Source organism: Ideonella lacteola, assembly GCF_038066555.1.
GTDB classification, from domain to species: Bacteria; Pseudomonadota; Gammaproteobacteria; order Burkholderiales; family Burkholderiaceae_C; genus Ideonella; species Ideonella lacteola.
This window is the reverse complement of the sequence record NZ_JBBUTG010000018.1, coordinates 24,819-47,771: the sequence shown is the minus strand read 5'-3', so window position 1 is coordinate 47,771 and position 22,953 is coordinate 24,819. Positions and strand designations below refer to the sequence as shown.

15 protein-coding genes are annotated in these 22,953 nt (G+C 65.8%); 5 read left to right on the top strand and 10 right to left on the bottom strand.

The window, feature by feature from the left end; translation table 11 throughout:
- Positions 1–18: 18 nt before the first annotated feature.
- Positions 19–5,313: a PAS domain-containing protein gene (locus tag AACH06_RS22385; protein WP_341428004.1), complete on the bottom strand. Its 5,295-nt coding sequence runs from the start codon at positions 5,311–5,313 to the stop codon at positions 19–21.
- A gap of 266 nt (positions 5,314–5,579) precedes the next feature.
- Positions 5,580–5,708 (bottom strand): hypothetical protein, encoded by a 129-nt coding sequence (locus AACH06_RS22380; protein ID WP_341428003.1) that lies wholly within the window; start codon positions 5,706–5,708, stop codon positions 5,580–5,582.
- Between the two features lie 141 nt (positions 5,709–5,849).
- Here AACH06_RS22380 and AACH06_RS22375 point away from each other — a divergent pair, with 141 nt between their 5' ends.
- Both AACH06_RS22375 and AACH06_RS22370 read left to right on the top strand, forming a co-directional pair.
- The gene (locus tag AACH06_RS22375; RefSeq protein ID WP_341428002.1) at positions 5,850–6,905 is read left to right on the top strand and encodes a M14 family zinc carboxypeptidase; all 1,056 of its coding nucleotides are present in this window, start codon (positions 5,850–5,852) and stop codon (positions 6,903–6,905) included.
- On the top strand, positions 6,902–7,690 hold the full coding sequence (locus AACH06_RS22370) for an alpha/beta fold hydrolase (RefSeq protein ID WP_341428001.1): 789 nt from the start codon (positions 6,902–6,904) through the stop codon (positions 7,688–7,690). The genes AACH06_RS22375 and AACH06_RS22370 overlap by 4 nt, the downstream gene beginning before the upstream one ends.
- A 35-nt stretch (positions 7,691–7,725) precedes the next feature.
- Here the strand turns inward: AACH06_RS22370 and AACH06_RS22365 are convergent, their stop codons facing one another.
- The gene (locus tag AACH06_RS22365) at positions 7,726–8,310 is read right to left on the bottom strand and encodes a hypothetical protein (protein ID WP_341428000.1); all 585 of its coding nucleotides are present in this window, start codon (positions 8,308–8,310) and stop codon (positions 7,726–7,728) included.
- A gap of 30 nt (positions 8,311–8,340) precedes the next feature.
- Here AACH06_RS22365 and AACH06_RS22360 point away from each other — a divergent pair, with 30 nt between their 5' ends.
- From AACH06_RS22360 to AACH06_RS22350, 3 genes are all read left to right on the top strand, one after another.
- A complete protein-coding gene (locus tag AACH06_RS22360; protein WP_341427999.1) occupies positions 8,341–9,057 on the top strand; it encodes a LuxR C-terminal-related transcriptional regulator in 717 nt (238 codons plus the stop codon).
- Positions 9,058–9,748: 691 nt separating this feature from the next.
- On the top strand, positions 9,749–10,819 hold the full coding sequence (locus tag AACH06_RS22355) for an ABC transporter substrate-binding protein (protein WP_341427998.1): 1,071 nt from the start codon (positions 9,749–9,751) through the stop codon (positions 10,817–10,819).
- A gap of 95 nt (positions 10,820–10,914) precedes the next feature.
- A complete protein-coding gene (locus AACH06_RS22350; protein WP_341427997.1) occupies positions 10,915–12,000 on the top strand; it encodes a hypothetical protein in 1,086 nt (361 codons plus the stop codon).
- A 214-nt stretch (positions 12,001–12,214) separates the two neighbouring features.
- Here the strand turns inward: AACH06_RS22350 and AACH06_RS22345 are convergent, their stop codons facing one another.
- The 7 genes from AACH06_RS22345 to AACH06_RS22315 form a co-directional block, all read right to left on the bottom strand.
- Positions 12,215–13,297 carry a hypothetical protein gene (locus AACH06_RS22345; protein WP_341427996.1) on the bottom strand — a complete coding sequence of 361 codons (1,083 nt, stop codon included), beginning with the start codon at positions 13,295–13,297 and terminating at the stop codon, positions 12,215–12,217.
- 405 nt (positions 13,298–13,702) lie between these two features.
- A complete protein-coding gene (locus AACH06_RS22340) occupies positions 13,703–15,673 on the bottom strand; it encodes an ATP-binding response regulator (RefSeq protein ID WP_341427995.1) in 1,971 nt (656 codons plus the stop codon).
- Between the two features lie 10 nt (positions 15,674–15,683).
- On the bottom strand, positions 15,684–16,142 hold the full coding sequence (locus AACH06_RS22335; protein ID WP_341428070.1) for a response regulator: 459 nt from the start codon (positions 16,140–16,142) through the stop codon (positions 15,684–15,686).
- 11 nt (positions 16,143–16,153) lie between these two features.
- The gene (locus tag AACH06_RS22330; RefSeq protein WP_341427994.1) at positions 16,154–18,397 is read right to left on the bottom strand and encodes an ATP-binding protein; all 2,244 of its coding nucleotides are present in this window, start codon (positions 18,395–18,397) and stop codon (positions 16,154–16,156) included.
- Positions 18,394–19,011, bottom strand: a complete 618-nt coding sequence (locus AACH06_RS22325) for a biliverdin-producing heme oxygenase (RefSeq protein ID WP_341427993.1) — start codon at positions 19,009–19,011, stop codon at positions 18,394–18,396. Before AACH06_RS22325 ends, AACH06_RS22330 begins: the two co-directional genes overlap by 4 nt.
- A gap of 54 nt (positions 19,012–19,065) precedes the next feature.
- Entirely contained in the window at positions 19,066–19,416 is a 351-nt protein-coding gene (locus tag AACH06_RS22320) for a response regulator (RefSeq protein ID WP_341427992.1), read from the bottom strand.
- A 161-nt stretch (positions 19,417–19,577) separates the two neighbouring features.
- On the bottom strand, positions 19,578–22,829 hold the full coding sequence (locus AACH06_RS22315; RefSeq protein ID WP_341427991.1) for a hybrid sensor histidine kinase/response regulator: 3,252 nt from the start codon (positions 22,827–22,829) through the stop codon (positions 19,578–19,580).
- Between the last annotated feature and the right edge of the window lie 124 nt (positions 22,830–22,953).

Genomic DNA, 22,953 nt, shown 5'->3' with positions numbered 1-22,953 from the left:
CCATCGAGGCAACGGGCCTCAATGCAGCGCGCCTTGGCTTTCGCGCGCGCGCAGGGCGGCCGAGTCCAGCCAGTGCAGCAGCGTGGCGTAGAGCCGGTCCGGGTTCACCGGCTTGGCCACGTGGTCGTTCATGCCGGCCTGCAGGCACAGCTCGCGGTCTTCGCCGAGGGCGTTGGCCGTCATCGCAATGACGGGCAGCCGCACCCATCGCGGGTGATGCCGTATTGCCCGGGTGGCCTGCAGGCCATCCATCACCGGCATCTGCATGTCCATCAGCACCAGTGCGTAGTCTTTCTCTTGCAGCATGCGCAGGGCCTGGGCACCGTCTTCGGCGATGTCCACCTCCAGCCCCGCCAGTTCGAGAATCTGGCGCGCCACGTCTTGGTTCACCGCGTTGTCTTCGGCCAGCAGGATGCGAGCACCTTGATGGCGGGCCGCCAGGTGCTCGCGGGGGCCGGTGGCCAGTGCCGGGCTGGGGCTGGCGCGTGCGGCGGCGCCCAACCCCAGCGCTTGGGTGATCGCCTGCCGCAGGCGCGCAGGCGTCACCGGCTTGGGCAGCACCCCAGAGAAGCCGGCGGCGGCGGCCTCCAGGTCCGAGGCGGCCGCGCCGTCGTTGCTCAGCAGCAGGGCGGGTGTGGCGGCCGCGCCGGGCGCCTGCCGCAACCGTGCCAACAGCGCGGCACCGGCCGGCGGTGGCATGCCGGCATCGATGATCCACAGATCGTGCGGCATGCCGGCCGAGCGCGCCTCGGCGGCCTGTTGGCAGGCCGAAGGGCCGTCGGAACACGGGCTCACCTCCAGGCCTTGCCGCCCGAGCATCTCGGCCACGGCCTCGCGGGCCAGATCCAGGTCGTCGACCAGCAGCACCCTTCGCCCTTCCAGCGCTGCGTCGGTGAGTGAGCCGCGCGTCATGGGGCCGGCGCGCAATTGGGCGGTGAACCAGAATCGGCTTCCTCGCCCCGGCGCGCTCTCGACCCCGATGTCGCCGCCCATCATTTCCACCAGCCGGCGGGTGATGGCCAGGCCGAGGCCGGTGCCGCCGTAGCGCCGCGTCGTCGAGCTGTCGCCCTGCTCGAACACCTGGAACAGCCGGTCGCGCGCCTCGGGCGGGATGCCCACGCCGCTGTCGGTGACGGCGAATCGCACGGTGAGGGCTTCGGCATCGGCAGCGAGCAGCTCGGCACTCAGACACACCGAGCCGGCATCCGTGAACTTGACCGCGTTGCTCAGCAGGTTGAGCAGCGCCTGCGACAGCCGGGTGGCATCACCTCGCACTTCGGCGGGCACGCGGCCCAGGGCGATGACCAGTTCCACGCCTTTGTCCCGGGCGCGCTCGGCCACCAGGTCGCAGCAACGGCCGAGCAGGTCGTGCAGCGCGACGGGCTGCTCTTCGAGCACCAGCTTGCCTGATTCGATCTTCGACAGGTCGAGGATGTCGTTGATCACCTCCAGCAGATGTTGCGCGGCGCCGGCCAGCTTGCCCAGGCGCTCCTGCGCCTGCGGTGTGGGCAGGTCGCGCTGCAGCAGGTGGGTCAGGCCGATGATGGCGTTCATCGGCGTGCGTATCTCATGGCTCATGTTCGCCAGGAAGGCGCTCTTGGCCCGGTTGGCGGCATCGGCCTTGTCTCGCGCTTCGGTGAGCGCGTTGTTCAGCGACTCGAGCTGGGCCTGGGCCTGCTTGATTTCGCCGATGTCGGTGATCAGCACGAAGAAGCCCTGTACCTCGCCGTTGCGCCGATCAGGCACCAGGTGCACCCAGCTGATCGTGGCCCGGTTGCCGGCGCCGCGGATCATCCGCTCGAAACGCTGGGTCTCGCCGGCCAGAACGGCCTCGACATGCGGTCGCACATCCGCGTACTCGCGGTGCGCCAGCAGCTCTTGCATGGGCAGGTCGATGAGCTGATCCGGACGGCGGCCGACGAAATCGGCCAAGGCCTGGTTGGCGAAGCGGCAGCACAGGTCCTTGTCCCAGTAAGCCACGAAGCCGGGGATGTTGTCGGCGATCAGCCGAGTGAAAGCCTCGGCCTGGCCGAGCGCACGGGTGCGCTCGGCGACCAGCTCTTCCAGGTGGGCGCGGTAGCGTTCGAGCTCGGCGCCCTGGCGCTGGTGCTCGGTGATGTCCTCGCCGACGAACAGGTGGTGCGTCACCCGGCCATCGGCCTGCCTGATGGGGGCCGCGCGGACTTGCTCGACATAGACCGCGCCGTGGGGCCGCTGGTCGGTGAACTCGCCGCTCCACGCTTCCCCCGAAGCGAGCGCTGCATGCATGTCGGCCAGCCGATCGGCCGGGCCGCGGTGGGGCTGCAATTCATCGAGCGAGTGCGACAGCACGTCGTCTCGGGCGATGCGGTGGGCGCTGCAGAAGGCTTCGTTCGCGTACTCCACCTGGCCATCGACACCGGTGATCACGATGCTGGCGGTGCTTTGCTCCACGGCCATCGAGAGTTTCCGCAGCGATTGCTCGGTGGCGTGGCGGCTGGTGATGTCGGTGAACGAGATCACCACGCTGGCGATGCCCAGGCCATCCGGGCTGGCCACCGGCTCGGCGTTCGTCTGCACCCACAGCCGGGCACCGCTGCGGTGACGTGCGCCCAGCACCACGCCCTTCACGCCGCGCCCGGAGGCCAGTACCTGCGCGAACGGCAAGGCGTGGTCTGGCAGAGGGCGGCCATCGGCGTCCGACAGTTCCAACTGCCGCCAATGCCAGCGGCCTTCGCGTGCCTCTTCGGCCGACACACCCAGCAAGCGTTCGGCGGCTGGGTTGCTGGCCAGCAGCCGAGCCTTGGTGTCGAAGGTCATCACGCCTTCGCTCAGGGCGGTCACCATCGAGCGGTACAGCCGCTCGCTGTCGTTCATGGCTTGTTCGATGCGTTTGCGCTCGCTGATGTCCGAATGCATCACCACCGCGCCGCCCGAGCGGCCCCGCAGCGGGGTGGCGCGCATCGCGAACCAGCGCGGCACCGTGCCCACCAGGCAGGCGAATTCGCTGCTGAACTGTTCGCTGTCACCCGCCAGAATGGCGCGCACGCCCGCGGCGGCCGTGTGCGCTTCGCGGCCGCTGAATCGTGGCTGGCCCTCCAGCGTCGCCGGGTAGTTGTCGTCCACGGCGATCACCTGCAGGCCCCCTGCCAGCGGCACGCCGCCTTGTTGCGCGTGCTGGCGCCAGGCTGCATTGACGGCGACGATGCGTCCGTCGGCATCGAGCACGGCCATGTGATCGAGCACCGAGTCTTCCACCGCCCGCACCAGGTCGGCCGAATCCGCCAAGGCTTGCGCCGTTATCCGGCGCTCGGTCACGTCGCTGATGATGCCCAGCACGGCGGGCCTGTCCTGAAACTTCAGGCGGTTGGCGCGCAGGCCCATCCAGATCGGTGTGCCGTCCTTGCGAAGCCACCGCACCTCATAGTCGCGTGGCGGCTCGGGCCCGCCCGATACGCGTGCCAGAAACCGTTGCGTCCACACCGGCAGGAACTCGGGATCGACCACGGCTTCGAAGGGCAGGCCGACGAACTCGTCCATCGTGTAGCCCAGCATCCTCGGCAAGGCCGGGTTCGCGAAGACGAACTTCAGGTCTTGCGCCACGAACACGCCGTCCACCAGGGCTTCGAGCAACGTGCGGTTGCGCAGCTCGCTGTCGCGCAGGGCGGTCTCGGCGCGGCGCTGGTCGGTCACGTCGCGAGAGATGCCAAACAGGCCGACGACTTCGCCGGTGTCGTTCCGCAAGGGCCCTTTGGTGGACTGGAAGATGCGCGGGCCCCTGGTCGTGGTGACGGTCTCCTCGAAGGTCAGGATCTCGCCTCGGGCCATCACCTCGGCGTCGTTGGCCATGATGCGGCGCGACACGTCGCCCGGCATCAGTTGATGATCGTCGTGGCCCAGGGCTTGGCCGGGCTGGCGTCCGGTCAGGCGCTCGGCGGCACGGTTGAACAGCAGGTAGCGGCCCTCACGATCCTTGGCGAAGATGGCGTCGCTGGAGGCGTCCGCGACGGCGGTCAACAGGGCCGTGGCCTGCAGCCGCTCGGCCATCAGGCTTCGTTCCTGATGCATCAGCGCAAGCGTTTCGCGTTGCCGTTGGAAGTAGAACGCCGAGCCCACCATGAATGCGGCGAGCAGGCAGGCGCCGCCGATCCACCAGGCCTCGCGCCAGGCGCGAGCATCGATCTCGGCACGGGCCTGGGTGGTCACGACCACCCAATCGGTGCCGTGCACTGCACGCGCCGCGCCCAGCGCGGTTTGGCCGTGGGCGTCCAGGCCCTCGACGGGCAGGCCGGCGCTGGCCACGTCTTCCCGCAGCAGCCGGGGGATCAAGCCGCCCGCGTCCTGCAGCGGCCAGCTTTGCGGCACCTCGGCTTCGGGGGCGCCCCACCCGGTGGCTTGGCCGCCAGCCTCGCGGCGCCACAGCAGGCTGGGGGCCGCGGCCCCCGGCGCAGGGCCGTAGCGCAGCATGGGATACAGCTGGTCCTGGGGCTGGATCCGCAGCACGGCCAGCAGCGTGGGCGCCTGACCCGCATCGCCCACCAGCGGAACGACGATGTCCAGCCTCGCACGGGTGGTGGCCTCGTCGATGAAGTACAGCGACGTGCGCTCCACCTGCCGCCGTTGGAGCGCCCGCAGCGCGGCGTCGTGCAACGGTGTCGGCGCGGTGCTTGGGCCAGCCGGGTTTTCGCCCGCGACGATCCGCGCCTGGGTGTCCAGCAGCAGAACGCGGCGGGCGCCCATGTTCTGCGCGAAGCGGGCCAGCCGCCGCATCAGCTCGTCACGCGCCGATGCATCACCGCGTCGCTGCCAGGCGTCGCCCAGGTCCCGAAACTCTGCGTCGTCGAGAAGGTACTGAGCGGCGCTGACGTGCCAGCCGAGCCAATCCGACACCTGCGCGGCGCGCACGTCGGTCAGCGACTGCAACTGCTGCGACGCCTGCTCGCGGCCAAGCCGCAGGTTGTAGGCGACGGCCCCGGTGCCCAGCGCCACCAGACAAGCCACGGCGCCCGCCCACAGCCACCGCTGGGCACGGCTCAGTGTGCGAGACAGCTTGGCCTGGCGCTGGGCCGAAGATCCTGCGCGCTCGGGTGCCGTCCGCAAACCCAGATAGAGGCCCCACGCGCTGGCCGCCACGAACAGGCCTCGGGTGAGTTGATCGAGTCGGGATTGGATGGCGGCGTCTTGGGTGAGACGTGGCAGCAGCCATTCCGAGCCGAGCAGCCAGACCGCCGCGCTGAGCGCATAGATGACGATGACGCCCATGAGGGCGCGACGGCCTGCGGCGACGGCAGGGACGCTGTCGGCGTGGCTCAGGCCGGCACTGCTGCGAGCCATAGGCCAACCTTTTGCAATCGATTTGCACTGACGGTGCGCCCGTCCCGTGCCGCTAGAGGGGCAGTGCAGTCTCGTAACGCGTCGTCATGGCTCGCCCCCCACGCATGCGGGCGCGCGCTTCGCATCATGGTCAACCTCCCTGCGAATCCTTATGGGGCGCGCAGTGACCGTTGGGCGCCGGATCCTTCTTGCAGATGATGGAGGCAAGGCTGCGCCCTGTCCAGTGCCATGACGGCTCGAGTGGACCGGGGTAGGGGTATCGGGCTTCAGCGCAGCGAGCGTAGCCTCGACGCGCCGCGCGAGCGGGCCAGCGCCAGCGTCTCGAACACGCCCGCCAACAAGGTGGCCACCAAGGCCAGCACGGGGTGGGTGATCCAGCGGCGAAGGGTGTGCATCGGCGGGTGGGCGACAGGTGTCGCCAACGAGGCAGGAGTTGGCCGATACCGTAGTGCCGCCGCATGACACATTGATGGCACATGCGGCCGCTAACCTGATGCGTTTCGATCCAGGCCGCGGTCCAGCGCGGCCCCACGACGATGGACCGGCCTGCCTTCGGATCCCCCCTCGAATTGCCTGAATTGACGGAGCTCGATGCCTTGGCCGAGCAGGGCGCGCCGTTTCTGCGTCGCCGATTGCTGTGCGAAGTGGTGGTGGACGACCTGCGCCTGCCGGTGCATGCCTATCAATTGGGCCGTGAAGACGACGGGGAGGGCCGATTTCCGGCAGTGGGCTACTTCGGCGGCGTACACGGCCTGGAGCGCATTGGCGCCGAGGTGGTCATCGCCTATCTGCGCAGCCTGGTGATGCGGCTGCGATGGGACGACACGCTCCATCGGCAACTGGAGACGATGACGATGCTCTTCGTGCCGCTGGTCAACCCCGGTGGGTGCTGGCGCGGCACACGGGCCAACCCGAACGGCGTGGATCTGATGCGCAATGCCCCGCAGGATGCGCGGGAGGCGGTGCCGTGGCTGGTGGGAGGGCAGCGCATCAGCGCCGCGCTGCCCTGGTATCGCGGCGCCAGGGGAGCGGCGATGGAGATCGAAAGCCTGGCCTTGTGCGAGGCGGCCAGCGCCGGGCTGAGCGCACGCCCTTTCAGCGTTGCGCTGGACTGCCATTCGGGCTTCGGCATGAACGATCGATTGTGGTTTCCGCTGGCCTGCAGCAGCCGGCCCATCGAGCACCTGCCCGAGTTGCATGCCCTGAGCCAGACGATGGATGAAGCGCTGCTGCATCACCGCTACGTGATGGAGCCCCAAAGCCGCCAGTACCTGGCCCATGGGGATCTGTGGGACCACCTCTACCTGGGGGCTCGCGAGGCCTTCCCGGAGCATGTCTTTCTGCCGCTGACCCTGGAAATGGGCTCGTGGTTGTGGATCAAGAAGAACCCGCGCCAGGTGTTTTCGCGCCACGGCATCTTCAACCCGTTGATCAGCCACCGGCAGCAGCGGGTGCTGCGCCGCCACTTGAGCCTGCTGGACTTCATCGGCCGGGCTGTGGGCAGCCACGTGCGGTGGCGCCCCCCGGAATCGGACCGGCAGCGTCACCAAGCGCTGGCGCTGGATCGCTGGTATCGCCGGGGGGCCGCATGAATCGACCAACGACCTGGGTGCTGTTGCGTGGGCTGACGCGAGAGCGCCGCCATTGGGGCGATTTCGTTGATCACTGGCGCCGGGCCATGCCCCAGGCACGGCTGTGCTTGCTCGACCTGCCCGGCAGCGGCGATCGTTGCCACGAGCGCAGCCCCACCACCGTCCGGGCCATGACCGAATCGCTGCGAGATCGCCTCGTTCGCGAGACGGTGCCTGGGCCATACCGCCTGCTGGCCATGTCGCTGGGCGGCATGGTGGCGGTCGACTGGGCCGCACGCTACCCGGGCGAGCTGGAGTCCGCGGTGCTGATCAACACCAGCCTGGCGGGATCCAGCCCCTTCTACCGCCGACTGAGGCCCACCAACTACCCGGCACTGTGCCGTCTGCTGTGGTCGGGGGGCGATGTGGAGGCCCGCGAGGCCGCCGTCTTGAGCCTGACCAGTGCGCGACCTGACCGCCTGCCCGATGTGGTGGCGCATTGGAGCTCGATCTACCGGGACGCTCCGGTCACGACCGCCAATGCCTTGCGCCAAGTGCTGGCCGCGGCTCGATTTCGCGCCCCGGCGGCGGCGCCGACCGTACCGCTTCTCTTGATGGCCGCCGCTGGCGACCGACTGGTGAACCCCGAGTGCTCTCGGGCATTGGCGCGGGCCTGGGATGTGCCGCTCAAGGTGCATCCCTGGGCGGGGCACGATTTGCCCCTGGATGATCCGGAGTGGGTGGTGCGGCAGACGCGCCGCTGGCTCAAGGCAAAGGAGTTTGAGTCAACGAAAACGTTTGCGTGAATGGGCGAGCCACCATGTCAAGTGACGACATGGCACTAGGACAAGGCCACCGCCATGCCCAACGATGCTCCCCCGCTGGAGCGACTGCGCACCGCGTTCACTCGGCTCTGCCTGACCGTCTGCCGCTGGTTGCTCGCTCGGCAGCGTCGAAAAGACAATTCGTCGCACAACTGGCGTTGCCAGTTGAGCTCGTGGATCACGCCGTTCAGTTCCAGCAACGTTTGTCCGTGGCTCAGCGGAGCGCCATCTTCGGCGAGCAGCCGGACGTTGGAGAATACGGTCATGGGGTTGGCCAGGGCGACAACCCCGACCCGAACTTCTGCCCAGTCCCAGCACAGCGCAAGCGGACAATCCGTGTCGGGCACGCCCCACACCACTTGACCACGTTTGCAGTCGTCGTCGATGGTGGGCTGGGCGAGGACGGTACCGATGTGACGAAACTGGCGGACGTCATGGGCCCAACGGCTGACACAAGTGGACACCGGCCGCCAGAGGCCGATGATCGTCGGTAGGCGCGCATTCATTCGCTGAAGCTCCCTGTTGCGATAGGCTTGAGTCTCCAATGCCTCCGGCGTCGCCACAAGCCGTCCAATCGGATAGTGTTGGGATAGTTCGAACAAGAAAGTCAATTGGGATCATCTAGGCCGCGTATGCGTCTGCAGGACTACTTCGACATCAGTCAAGCGCCGGACTTGGCGACATTTCGGCGCCGGATGATCGACTTTGCTCACGGCATGGACTTTCCAATCGTTGGGGCCGTGTTGCTGGCTGAACACGCCGCAGATCAGCATCAGTACCTCTCGTACATCGGCAATCGGCCTCCCGACTTTGCATCAGCTTCAGACAAAAGCTTGGCGAAGATTGATCCAGTGATGGCGCAGCTTCGTCGCAGTCCAGTGCCGTTCGTATACGACCAGAAGTTCTACGTGGACGCAGGCGCGCCAGAGTTGTGGGAACACGCAGCACCCTATGGCTACCGTACCGGGATTTCGGTAGCACTTCGACTTCCGGGCAATAAGCAACTGTTGCTAGGTCTCGACCGTGAGCGCGACTTACCTGCGGACGACGAACGGATCATGCGACTGCTCGCCGACCTGCAAATGCTTGCTGTTCACTGCCAAGACGCCGCACTCCGATTCCTTGGACCTCTGACTGAAGTTGAAGAGGCACCCGCTCTCTCTAAGAGAGAATTGGAGGTCCTTCGTTGGACCAAGGAAGGTATGACGGCCTGGGAAGTCGGAGACAAGCTCTGCATCAGTGAGCCAACCGTCAAGTTCCACTTGAAGAAAACGTTATCAAAGCTCCAGGTTCCCTCGAAGCATATGGCGGTGCTCAAGGCGATTTCGCTCGGGCTAATCGCTCCCTAGAGGTTGAGTGGGCGCACACGCGGTGCACCTGAGGCTGGCGCGGGGTTAGAAGACTATCCTCGAAACTATCCGACCGGATAGCTGGCAAGGCGGCTTGACTTTGATGAAATTCACTCCATCGAGAACGTTGTTGAGGAGTACGCGATGTTTGAGTTCTTGTTGGCATTGTTTGGCCTGGGTGAGTTCTCTTCCGAAGACTTTCCCTACAACGGCACCTGACAGCGATTGGCCCCATTGCATAGCATCGCGTACTAAACCCTGAGAAGGCTTAGAAGAGTCAGGGCACGCACCGAATCCCTCCACAACCGGCGTCGAGCCTTCGGGCAAGAGTTGGTTGACTTTCAAGGCGCTGGCGGCTCGCCGTCAGCGCCCTTTTTTTTGTGTGAGAGGGTTCTGCTGCCAGGGACTGAGGCGCACTTGTTGCCAATGACCCCGAAACGCGCAGAGGGCGTGGGTGACGCTCGCAGAGCTGTCACAACGGCCGACGAACATCAGGGGTGCTGATGGGTCGGTGCACCAGGTCCTACCGAGCGTGTCGCCAGCGGGCCCTTCGCGCTGAGCATCGGCCTTGGCCAAAAGCCAGGCGCAGCGATGTATCCGGGGTTGCTGTCTAGGTGTAGAGGCTGTTGTGAAAAGAAGAAATCTGGTCGTGGGCGGCGCCGCATTGGCTGCTGCAGGTTGGAGTTCGCCCTTGCGGGCCCAACCAATGGTGGTGAAGTTCGGTCAGTCGGCATCGCTGACCGGCGGACAGGCCGCGTACGGCAAGGACGTGCGCGATGGCATCCTCGCCGCGTTCAACGCGGTGAACAAGGCCGATCCCAAGGGCCCGCGCTTCGAACTGGTCACCCTCGACGACGGCGGCGACAAAGAGCGCTGCAAGGCCAACGTCAAGCAGTTGGTCGAATCCGGCGTCACGGCCCTGGTGGGGCTGACGAGTGGCGCCGCCGCGGAAGCCTGCTTGCCCTTCGTCGAAGAGCAGCGCGTCGTGTTGCTGGGCACCGCCAGCGGCAACATGGGGATCCGCGACGACAAGTGGACGATGGCCTACCACGTCCGCAGTGGCTACGACGACGAGTACCACCGCATGCTCAGCTACGTGAAGAGCTTCAACATGCAGCGGCTGGGCTACGTCCACCTGAAGGACACCTCGGCCGCCAATCAGGCGGCAATGACCAAGGCGCTCAAGGCCGTCGGGCTGGACATGGCCGTCAGCGTCCCGCTCGATCGCAACGCGAAGAATTTCGACGCCGAGGTGCGCAAGCTGCTGGACGGGCGCCTGGATTGCGTGCTGTTCACCACCAATGCCCAGCCGATCGTCGACATCATGTCGGGCATGGTGATTGGCGGCTACCCCGGCTTCTATTTCTCGTCGTCCTTTGCCGGGCAGTCGTTGATCGATGCGCTGGCCAACAAGGGCCGCAGCGTCATCATGAGCCAGGTCGTGCCTCGTCCGGGCACCGTGTCGGCCACCGTGGTCAAGCGTTGCCAGGAAGATCTGGTGGCGCTCGGCGGCGGCGCTCGCATGGGCTTCACCAGCCTCGAAGGCTACATCGCTGGGCGGGTGGCCGTCGAGGCGGCCAAGTCGGCGGCGGCCAAGGGCGGTGGGGGCAACGCGCTCAGCCGCGCCCGATTCCAGGATGCACTCACAGAACTGAACGTCGATCTGGGCGGATACCGGGTTCACTTCGGGCCGCAGAAGCTCGAAGGCTCGCGCTTCGTCGACGTGGTCGCGATCGACCGCACCGGGCGAATCATCGGCTAGGGCAGCCGATTCGCCCCACCCACGCCATCCCGTGCTTCGCCGCCGTGGATAGGGCGGTGAAGCCAAGCTTTCCCCCTACCACGATGGAGCGAACCTTGACGAAGAAGTTGAAGCCCTCAGCGCTCGTGTCCGCGGCGGTGGCCGCCTGCATGCCGGTACTGGCCCAGGCACCGGCGGATGCCGATGCGACCCAGACCAAGGTCATCCAGGCCGCCGCGCAGATCGCCGATGAGTTGTCGCGGCTGTGCCCGGTGGCTGGGCCGGCCGACCAGGCCGCCTTTGACAAGTGCCGGGCCGGCCTGTTTCGGGATTCGCGCTTCAAGCGCAGCCTGCAGAGTTTCGTACTCTGGGGCCGCCAGCGCGACCCTGCCGCCAAGCTGGTCGACACCAAGCTGACGCAGTTCGGCCCTGATGTGCTGGCGGGCATGTACGTGCCGCTGTTCATGTTCAATGGTCAGTTCAGCGTCAACTACGTCGAACGCGAGAAGCTCTACCAAATCCGACTGGAGACGGCCTTCCGAAACGGTCTGCCGCCGGGGCAGTTCCCGTACCCGTTCTGGCATGAGGCCGAGAAATGGGGCATGTACGAGAAGGCGAACGACCTGATCCTCTGGTGGGACCCGAAGATCGAGCGAGTCAAGGTGGCGCAGTTCACGATGTTCGGCGGCCACCCGCCCATCCAGGCCAACGCCCATGTGACACCTCCTGCCTTTGACGGGCAATGGCGCTGGACAGACGCGCAAGGCCGCAGCCAGCCGACCGTGACGGTGTTCGACGGCCTGTTCCGCGCGGACAACCCCTACATCGGAAAGCTCGATTCGGCCTACAAGAGCCTGGCGCTGCGCATGCGAGAAAGCCAGTGCATGGATTGCCATGTGCCCAACAACCCGGATGGCTCCAAGCGCCTGGTGCTGTTGCAGACACCGATGCACGCGGCGTCTGAAATCAAGCGCCTGATGAAGTCGGTGCGCGACGACCGCATGCCGCGCGACGAACTGGGCATCGAGAAGCCGTTGGACGATGCATCCAAGGCGGCGCTGCTCACCGAAGGCGCTGCCTTCGAGCGATTGGTGGATCTGGCCAGGCAGTGGGAGGCGGGGCACCATACTGCCCAAGCGCCTGAAGCCCCCGCGGCCCCAGGCATCGCCTTGCGGTCCGCGGCGGAGTTGACGCCGCAGTAGCGGGTCTGGTGGCGGCGCGGCTGCGCCGCCGTCTCCAGCACGGCGTCATCCCGGCCTGATCGTCTCGGCCTTGGACGTGGTCCCAATTTGGGACACGTTGGCTTTCATCTACGAGTACGTCACGTCGAGATTTGACGAGAGGCGCCGCCAAGGCATGGCGCCCCTCACGCCCCGACCGAACCTGGCGCTTTCGCGCCGATTCGGCCAGTGCGGGTCACTGCTTCGGCTTGAGCAGCAGCACCGTGGAGTGCAGGTCGCCGGCCTTGCGGCCGTTGCCGAGGATCCAGCCCTTGTCATTGATAGCCACCGCCGATTCGATCGTCCACGGCCCCGTCTGGTCGACCAGATCGCTGACCCGGTGAACGGCCTCACCGTCGTACAGGAACGAGTAGTTCTGCCCATCGAGACGGTACGTGCCGATCACGTAGCCGCTGCGGTTGATCGACAGTGCGCTCGAACTGGCGCCCTCCGGCGTCGGCAGGGGCTTCATGATCTTGTCGCTGTAGATGAACGCCCGCTCGACGCCATCGGCCTGCTGCGACGTACCGATGATCTGTCCTTTGTTGTTGATCTCCGCCGCCGTCGAGTTCGCCCCGCCCAAGGTCCCCAGATCTTTCAGGCTGCCATTGCGATAGACGAAGGCGTGGCGCGAACCATCAGCGAGGTCGGCGTACCCCACCGCGACACCGCGGTTGTTGATCGAAGTGGCGGTGCTGGTGGCGCCCCCGAAGGTGCCGACCTCGACCATCACCTTGTCTTTCCAGACGTAGGCGCGCTTGCGTCCATCGTTGGAGCTCGTGGCCTGCCCCACGACCTGCCCGACATCGTTGGCACCGTACGCAAAGGCGTCGGAGTAAAAGCCATCGTAGATGTCGTCCGGCAGGCCGTGCACGGCGGCGCTGTAGCCCTGGTCCTTCTGAACGACGCCCATCCAGATCCCGTTCGAGTGCGTCACAGAGCCGATCACGTCTCCCAGGTTGTTCAGGCCGACGAAGTTGGTAACTTGGGTCGGCGGCGTCAGCGCCATTGGCATGCCCATGCTGTTGCCGTTCTTGTCGAATGTCTTGTAGCAGCCGCACCAGGGGTTCATGTACTGATACATGCCCGTCAGCGACTTGCCTTCGTTGTTGAGGTCGATCGCGCTGTACCAGTAGACGTCGTGGACACCGTCGCCGAGAGGCTCCGGTGGCGCAATGACCTTCACGTCGTACGTGGGCGCCGCCATGGCGCAGCTCGCCGCCAGCGCCAGTGCGGTCGGCAGCAAGCTCCGCAGCATCGATTGAAAGGCTGAATACATCACTTTCCCCCTTGGTGATTTTTCTCGAATGCCTCGAGACAGGCTGGCGCGTCTAACGCCTGAATTGATGACACAACGATGTGCCGCGGCGCATGGTGCCTACCCATTCCTCCCGCACGTATCCCTAAGTGCGGACCGGCGCGCCGAATCTTGTGCATTGCGTCACGTTTAGCGACGAATTGAAGTGCTAGGTAATTACTTGACGTAACGCGTTAATACATTGACCGACACCGCGCGGATCCGCATGCGGCGTCCAGCTGGGGTAGCCAGTCTGGGTAGCGGTGCGGCTGCGCCACCGTTTCCGACGGTCGACCGCTCCGTGGGCGGTCGTTGTCGCCACAAGGCGGGTGGCATCCTGCAGCGCAGCGTCGAGCGTGACCACCGTCGTCGAAGCCGTGAAGGGCGCTACGTGGGCGCACCTGGGTCGGGCACGCGTGCCCGCAGCGCCCCGATGACGGCCTTGCCGAGCACATCGAGCTCGATGGGCTTGTTCACATAGGCCTGAAAGCCCGCCGCCAGCCCGGCCTTGCGATCGTGAAGCATCGCGAAGGCCGTGAGTGCCACGGCTGGCAGCGCTGCCGTTCGAGCGTCCTGCCGCACCCTGCGGATCAATGCGAGGCCATCCATGCCTGGCATTCCGATGTCTGAGACCAATACATCGAACTGCCGTGCCGCGAGTTGCTCGAGGGTTTCCTGAGCGCTCGCACACGCGACCACTTCCGCACCCAGGGCGTCAAGGGCCGCGGTGCCGACCTCTCGCGCGTCCAGCTCGTCGTCGACGAACAGGACGCGGACACCTTTCAGCGCAGCCGGCGCCACCGTGGCCTTCGGCGCGGCCGGCAAGCCCAGCCCGGCGGGTGCGGCCACGGTGGGCAGGCGGACTTCGAAGCGCGCGCCCCGACCCGGACCGCCACTGAAGGCCGCGATGCGACCGCCATGCAACTCGACGATCGCACGCGCGATGGCCAACCCCAGCCCCAAGCCGCCTGCTTTGCGCGTGATCGACCCGTCCTCCTGACGCAGGCGATCGAAGACATGGGGCAGGAACTCGGCGCTGATGCCCTGTCCATCGTCGTCGACCGCCAGAAGCGCCTCGCCGTCCGCCAAAGAGGTGGTGAGTTGCACGCGTCCGCCGTCCACGCTGAACTTCAGCGCGTTGCCGACGAGGTTGCCGATCACCTGGGACAAGCGCTGGGCGTCACCGCACACCCAGACGGGGCCGTCCGACTGGCTCTCGATGGACAAGCCGCGTGCCTGCGCGGCCTGCACCTGCGACATCAGGGCCTCTGTGGCGAGCGCGGACAAATCGATCGTCTCGCATTCGACCCGCAGCTTGCCAGCAGCCACCGCGCTCATGTCGAGCAGGTCGTTGATCATGCGGGCTTGCAGCTGGGCATTGCGGCGGATGACCTGCGCCGCCTTGCCAAGCATGGGGTCGCCGCCAGCGCGTTGGTCGAGGATGTCGGCCCAGCCGGTGATGGCACTCAACGGCGACCGCAGCTCGTGAGAAAGGACGGCGAGGAACTGCTCCTTCAGTTCGTTGCTGCGCTCGGCCTCCTCTTTCGCCCGGCGCAATTGCTGCGCGGCCTCGTACGACGCCGTCACATCGCGGACGATTTTCGAGAACCCGCTGGCTTGGCCGCTCTCGCCGTACAGGGCGGTCAGCACGCCTTCGGCTCGCAGTCGGGTGCCGTCCTTGCGCATCAGCCAACGGTCGTCGCTGGCCGAGCCGGTGGCCGCGGCGGTCTGCATTTCCTGCTCAAGCACACCGGACGCGCGGTCTTGAGGCAGCAGCAGGATGGAGGCGGACCGGCCGCGCACCTCCTCCAGCTCGTACTGGAAGATGCTGCCCGCGGCGCGGTTCCAGTCGCGGATCAGGCCCTGGTCGTCAAGCAGCAGCACCGCATAGTCCTGCAGAGAATCCACCACCCTGGCGTACAGCGCATCGGCCTCTCGCAACTGCGCCTGGGTGCGACGCTGGGCTTCGCGCTGGGCGATTTCGTTCAGTGCGCGGTCGATGACGACCGGCAGCCGCTCCAGCCGGCCTTTGGTGACGTAGTCGGTAGCGCCCCGTTTGAGCAACTCGACCGTGTTCTCTTCTCCGATCACGCCCGAGACGAAGATGAATGGCGTAGACGGTGCCACGGACCGCGCATGGTCGAGCGCCTCTGCTCCGCTGTAGTCAGGCAGTTGGTAGTCCGAAAGTATCAGGTCGAAGGACTCGTCGGCGAGCGCCGACGTGAAGCCGGATTCGTCCTTCACCCAAGAAAAGCGCGTGCCGGGGTAAGCCGATTCCAGCGCGGCATGCAACAGTTCGGCATCGAACGCTGAATCTTCAAGCAGCAGGATTCGCAGCGCGGTCGATGAGGCCTTCATGCGCCGGGCCTCACTCATAGCGGCGACTGGTCCGCAGCGATCCCGGCGGCGGCTCGTTCAGCACGGCCCAGAAGACGCCCAGGTCGGCAATGGCCGCCACGAACTGCTTGAACTCAACGGGCTTGACCACGTACGCATTCACGCCCAGTTCGTAGCTCTGCACGACGTCGGACTCCGCCTGCGATGAGGTGAGCATCACCACGGGGATGCTCTTGAGCGAAGCAGTGCCGCGCACGGTGCGTAGCACCTCCAGCCCGTTGACCTTGGGTAGCTTCAGGTCCAGCAGCACGACCGCGGGATTGCCTTCGCTGCGGTCGGTGTGCGCACCCGCGCGGTTGAGGTAGTCGAGGGCTTCTGCGCCGTCTCTGACCACAATCACCTCGTTCGCGAGCTGGCTGCGTTCCAGGGCGACGAGGGTGAGTTCAAGGTCGCGCGCATCGTCTTCGACCAGCAAGATAGGCTTGAGCATGGCGTTGGCACTCATGGGGAGATCTGAGAGGGGACCGCTTCGCCCGGAAGGGGAAGCGTGAACGAGAACCGGGCGCCTCGATCGGGCTCGCCGAACGCTTCGACAGCGCCGCCGTGGCGCTCCACGATCCGCCGCACGCTCGCCAGGCCGATGCCGGTGCCCTCGAAGGCTTCCGCCCGATGCAAGCGTTGGAAGACGCCGAAAAGCTTGCCGACGTACTTCATCTGAAACCCGACGCCGTTGTCTGCAATGGACAGGCCGGTTCCGCGGTGGTCGTCGATGCCATCGATGTCAATGCGCGCAGGCCGGCGATCGCGGCTGTACTTGACTGCGTTGCCGATGAGGTTGCGCAGGGCGATCTGAATCAACACCGGATCGGCCCACAGCCGCGGCAGCGGATGGGCGACGCGCCATTCGATCCTCTCGTTGTCGGCATCCACACTTGACTGTTCTGCGATCAGGTCGTTCACGAGCTGGTCAGCGTTCACCCAGCCGCATTTCAAAGCGGCGCGGCCCATGCGCGAAAACTCGAGCAAGGCATCGACCAGCAGGCCGGCATGCGCCGAAGCCTCTTTCACGTGGTTCAGATAGCGCTTGGACCTGTCGGTGAGCCCGCCGCTGTCCATCTCCAAAACCAGGTCGACGAACCCGGCGATGTGCCGCATGGGCGCTCGCAGGTCGTGGGAAACCGTGTATGAGAACGCCTCGAGTTCCTTGTTGACACGGCCGAGTTCGGCCGCGACCTCGGCCATTTCCTCCGCACGGCGCAGGACGAGATCGATCAACGCGTGGCGCAATTCCAGCGCCGCGTGGACCTCCGCTGGCGTCCAAGGCGCTGAGCGGCCGCGGACGTGCTCGACCCAGCTGGCAAAGCTGCGACGCGGATGCAGCTGGCCGGTCTCGCCGACCGCCTCTTTGCGTGGATCACCTGCCCAGGTGATCGTCTGAACGATCTCCGGGCGGAACCACACCACGTAGTGACGGTGCAGCTTCGAGATGGAGATGGCCAAGAGCCCGGCCGACCCTGCCAGCCGATCGACGAAGTCTGGCGCGACTTGGGGCAGCCGGTCGGTATGGGTCACCTCTTCGATGCGATGGGCCAGCCACTCGCCCAGTTGCCGCAGCGTCTTCGCATCAGGCGTATCGCCGACGCTCCAGCAATGGTCGTTGAGGATGACCGCGGCGCCGACGGCGCGACCGAGTCGAAGCAGCGTGGCGGGCTCGTCCACGAGCCTTTGCAGCGTGGCATCGCTATCGGCCATCCGTCCCACCATCGCGAGGGTGAGTTGCCGCAGGCGCAATTGTTCGGTGACCTGCTCATTCTCTTCTTTCGCCTCGATTTGCAGTGACATCAGCTGGCCCAGGTGCTCGCAGGCCATGCGGGTCTGGTATGGCAGATGCCGGGGCGAATGGTCGTGGCAGGAGACCAAACCCCAAAGATCGCCGCGAACGATGATGGACACCGACATCGACGCTGCGGTGCCCATGTTTCGCATGTATTCGAGATGTACGGGAGAGACGCTGCGCAACTGGGCCTGTGACAGGTCGAGTGTCAACGCGGTGTGCTGACCATCGGCGTAGCGCACGGGCACCGGCTGATAGTGGGCATCGGGAATCAGCCGGAGATGGTTGAGGCGGTACAGCGCCCGGGCCTGCGCGGGGATGTCGCCCGCTGGAAAATGGTGACCGTCGTAGCTGTCGTAGCCGTCGTCGAGCGTCTGCGCCAGCACTTCGCCATGCCCTTCGGCGTCGAAGCGATAGATCAGGCAGCGGCCGAAGCCCGTCAGGCGCTTCATCTCGCTGGCCACCACGCGGCAGACCGAAGCCACCGAGTCGGACCGTTGCATCAACGGGACAACGTGCCGGGCCAAGCGATAGATGGGTGCGCGTGCCCCCAGATCCACGGCGTCGACTTCGAACTCGAGATGAACGCACGGACCCAAGCGGTGTGCCGTGACATGCAGCCGCTGGCCGCACACATCCGTGACCCCGATGGATTGCGGACCTTCCCCGTCGATCAGGCGGAGCAGATCGGTGCGCCACTCGCGAAGCACGGTTGCGAAAGCCCCGGCCTTGAGCGGGCCCTGAAGCAAGCTGGCCCAGTTGTCGCTCCAAGCGATCACCTGACGGCCATCCACCGACACCGTGAGCAGCCAGCCATGAGGCTGGATGGCCCCGGGCACGCGGATCGGCTCGTTGGCGCAAGCGTCGCCCTCTTCAGGCGCCGGTGGCCCTGCCGCCGCAGTCCCGCTCATGCGACCAGGGGTTCGAAGCGGGCGATCAAGGCTTCGAACGTGTTGGATGCGGCGCGACGCGCGGCATGGAGATCGACGGGTTGGCCTCCTATCTCTGAAGCGGCGCGCTGACGGAAGTCGCGCCACATGGCGCCGGTGTGCAAGCCGAAACCATTGAAGTAGCTGGCGCCTCGGCCCGCCTCGAGCCCCAGGTCTCTCTTGAGCTGTGGCGCAATCACCTGCCCGCCAAGCGCGGATCCTTCGATGACGTACATCGAGCCGAACGCCGCGGGCAGACCGTCCACACCGATGCGCGTCGCGGGTGGCGAGGCATGAGCGCCGGGAATGCCGAGGTAGGCCAGATCATCTTGCGCGAAGCGGACCCGGCTGCGCGCGTCGAACCAATCGCTCAGGCGCGGCGGAAGTGCGGTGCGCAGTTCGCGCTCCCATGCGCCGAGGAAGGCGTTGAACCCGACCATGATGGCGGCGTAGCGACGCAATGTCAGCGGTTGATCCAGGGCCAGCAGGCGCTCGATACGGTCATGGTGCGACCTCGTGGCGGAACGCAGATCGCCGAGGATCCGATCTTCGGACGTGGCAGGGGACTGGGTCGCGAGGAGTTCCTTCATGGGCATTCGATGGTCGTCAGTGTGCGCAGCAGGGGCGGGTGTCGAGCGCGGGCTGCATGCTTACAGCGGGGGCAGCAAACGTCGCAGCGCCTCCTGGGAAATCGGCTTGGGAAGGTAGTGGTCGAACACCGCGTACTCAGGCGACACCCCCGCGTCGGACGGTGCGAGCCCTGAGACAGCGATCAGGACGACGCTGTCTCCGAACTTGTCCCGCAAGCGGCTGGCCAGTTCGTGGCCCGACAGGCCTGGCATGACAACATCAATCAGCGCGCAAAGCGGCGGTGATTCCGAGGCCAGGGCCAGCGCCTCCTCCGACCGGATGGCGAACCTGGCGACGTAGCCGTCGATGCTGAGCAGCATCGCCATGAGCTCCGCCGAGTCGGGGTTGTCGTCGACAACGAGAACGTCCATTTGAACTGCGGATATGACTTTCCAGCCCGACAACTGCCGCGAGGCTGATCGTGGGGCTGCTCCGATGGCGACAATGGCGCCTGTTGCACTGGTAGGCGCCCATCGGGCAATCAGCGTGCCTGGCTGGCCGGCGCTTCACCCGCGGCGGCGGGTCTGAAAGATCACCCGCTGGGCAACGCGCCGCGGCCATCCTCGGCGGGGCCCGCTGAACCGTGCTCGGTAGCGAGTGCAGCAACTGCCGACAACACCTCTTCGATTTGGCCGAGGTCAACCGGCTTGGTCATATGTCGATCAAAGCCAGCTGCCCTGCTCTCGTTCTGATCTTTCTCAGTTCCCCAGCCGGTCACAGCCACCAACAGCAGGCGGTGCTCTGGGTCCCATGCGCGCAGCCGCCTGGCGATCTCGTGGCCATTCATACCTGGCATGCCAATGTCCGCGAAGACGACGTGTGGGCGCCACTGCTGCACGATCGCCAGGCCTTCGAGCCCGTCATAGGCCACACGCACTTCGTGACCTCCAAGTCGCAACAACACGGCGAAGCTGTCTGCTGCGTCTCGGTTGTCGTCGATCAACATGAGTCGGAGGGCACTCGCGCCCACCGGTTGGGCCGCCGCCGCCGCTGGAGTGGGTGTGGGGGAGCCGGTCACTCCGAGGGCTGAAGGCAAGCGAACGGTGAACTCGCTGCCGCGGCCAAGCCCTTGGCTGGCGACCGCGATCGTCCCGCCGTGAAGCTCTACGATGTTCCGCGCCAGTGCCAAGCCGATTCCGAGGCCACCCTGAGAACGGTCAAGGGACGTGTTCATCTGGGTGAACATGCGGAAAACATCGACCTGCCTTTCGGGTGGAATGCCAATCCCGTCGTCCTTTACTGCCACCAGCACGGTGTCACCCTCCCGCCACGCACGCAACACGATGCGCCCGCCGTCTGGCGTGTACTTCACGGCGTTGTGGAGCAGGTTGCCAAGTACTTGGGCAAGCCTGGCGGCATCGCCCTCGACCATCAACGGGTCGGGGTCCAGACTCACTTCCAAACGGTGCTTTGCAGACTCGATCGACGGGCGCGAACTCTCCAAAACAGCATCGATCACGCTCTGCAACTTCAACATCGTGCGCTGAAGGACCATCTTGCCGGCTGAGATGCGAGAAACGTCCATCAGGTCGTCCACGAGACGCACCATGTGTGTCAACTGGCGCTGCATCATGGCGAGCACGCGAGCCAACGTCTTGGGGTCATCGCTCCGCTCAAGGATGTGCAGGCTGGTTCGCAGCGGTGCAAGAGGATTGCGAAGCTCGTGCGCCAGGGTGGCGATGAACTCATCCTTGCGCCGCTCGGCATCTCGGATGGCGCGCTCCGCTTCACGTTGCTCCGTGACGTCCTGCACGATCGCAACGACATGCGGCACTTCGCCATCGAGTGCGGGCTCAGGGATCAGCCGAGAGACGTAGCTGCGGCGATGTCCGTCTGGACCCTCCATTGAGAACTCCAGTCTCTCCGCTTGCCCGGTCTGGAAGACCCGATCAAGCGCAGAGTTCCACTCGAGTACCTGCAGGGCGGGCAAGCCGAGCTCCTCGCTCGTCCTGCCAATGAACTCGTCGCGGCGGCGGCCGGTCACGCGCTCGATCGCCTGATTCACGTACACATGCCGTCTCTCACGGTCAAATCGGGCCAGGATGTCAGGCGAGTTGTCGGTGATGGTCTGCAACTGCAGCTCGCGGATTTCGAGCAGGCGCTGGGCATCGCGAAGTTCTGTGACGTCGACGAACGCCGCAACCGCCCCTCGCACGTTTCCAACCCGGTCGTGCAGAGGTGCGGCACCGCCCCATAGATGGCGTCGGCTTCCGTCATCAAAGACCATCGTCACCGCACCTGGCACGGTGGCGCGGCCCGTGCGCGCGGCGCGCTGCAGTGACAGGTCCTGCGGGTCGGCTGGTCTGCCATCGATGTATTCGCGGAAGTGGCGCCGCGGCGCGTCGACGCCTCCGGGGGTTGCCGTCGCATTTGCTCCGGGATCCATGCCGAGCAGCCGGTACGAGTTGAGGTTGCCCGTGACGTGCTCGCAACGAGGGTCATGCGTGATCCAGATGAAGGCCGGCACGCTCTCCATCAGCGCTTCCAGTTCCTCTGCACGTTCCCGTTCACGTTGTTCCGCCTCTGACCGCAACGCCTCCGCCTGGCGCCGCGACGTCACGTCTTGAAAGTAGAGGGCCACACCGCCGCCCCGGCGGGGGTAGCAACGCACTTCGAACCAACGCTGCCAATGATCGTAGAAGAAGTCGAACGCACGAAACTCGCCTGATGCGGCATGGCGAAAGTGAGATTCGAGAACGCTGCCCGACATCCCCGGAAACACATGCCAATGCGTGCGACCGAGCAGGTCGCTCCCCGACTGGCCTAACAGGCGTTCGGCCTCCGGATTGACAAAGACGAAACGCCAGTCTTCGTCGAGGGCCACGAAGCCGTCAGTGATGCTGGCCAGTGTGTCGGTCAGCGCTGCGGTGGCCCGCGCCTCTTCGGTCACGTCGTGACCTTCGACGAAGATGCCTATGACGCTGCCAGACTCGTCGCGGATAGGCTGGTACACGAAGCTGAGGTAGCAGGTCCGCTCAATGCCGGTCTCGTCGCGCAGCGCGACCCTGGCGGCACGTGCCGTGTAGGCTTCACCACTTGCATACACCCCGTCGAGGACCGCGACGAAGCCCTGTGCGGCGAGCTCGGGCAGGCATTCCCGGACGGTACGGCCGATCACCGCACGTTGGGCAGCTACCTCCATGTAGCGGACGTTGACGTACTCATAGCGGTGCTCGGGCCCCTTCAGCACGCAAATGAAGCCGGGCGCCATGTTGAACAGTTCGCGCCAGCGCCGCTCTTGTGCTTCGATGCGCTCGGCCTGTTGAACATGCCGGGTTGTCTCGGTGCAAAGCACGAGAACGCCACCCACGCTATGGGGTGCCGAGTCGTCGTCGATCGGACCATAGCTGTAGGTCCAGTACACCTGCTGGAGAGCGCCGTTGCGAATGATCGGCACCAGCTGGTTCTCGTGCCACGTAGCCCCGCCACCGGACATCACATGCTCGATCTGTGGCCCAATCGTCGGCCAGATCTCTTGCCAGTGGCGCTGCGCCGGCTCGCCGAGCATGACGGGGTGCTTCTCCGGTCCGAGCGAACGGCTGTAGGCGTCGTTGTAGAAGCAGATGAGCTGCGGGCCCCAGAAGATGAAAACCGGGTGATTCGTGGTCAACAGGATGCGCAGACTCGTTCTCAACGCCGCCGGCCATTGCGAAAAGTCTCCCAGCGGTGTCGATGTCCAGTCATGTCGCCGGATCAGGTTCCCCATCTGACCGCCGCCGCGCAGGAAGGGTGGGTGCTCTGGCTCACCATGACGTCCGTCGGGGGAACTGTGAGAAGTGCTCATCGGTCAGGAAGTCGGGGAGTGGCGCTTCGAATTTGAATGTTCGCCGATGACCTCGTTTATACCGTTGGGCTCGCGACAGGTCGCGCCCCAGCGCGAATCATCCTGCAGAGCCCAGGCCGCCGAT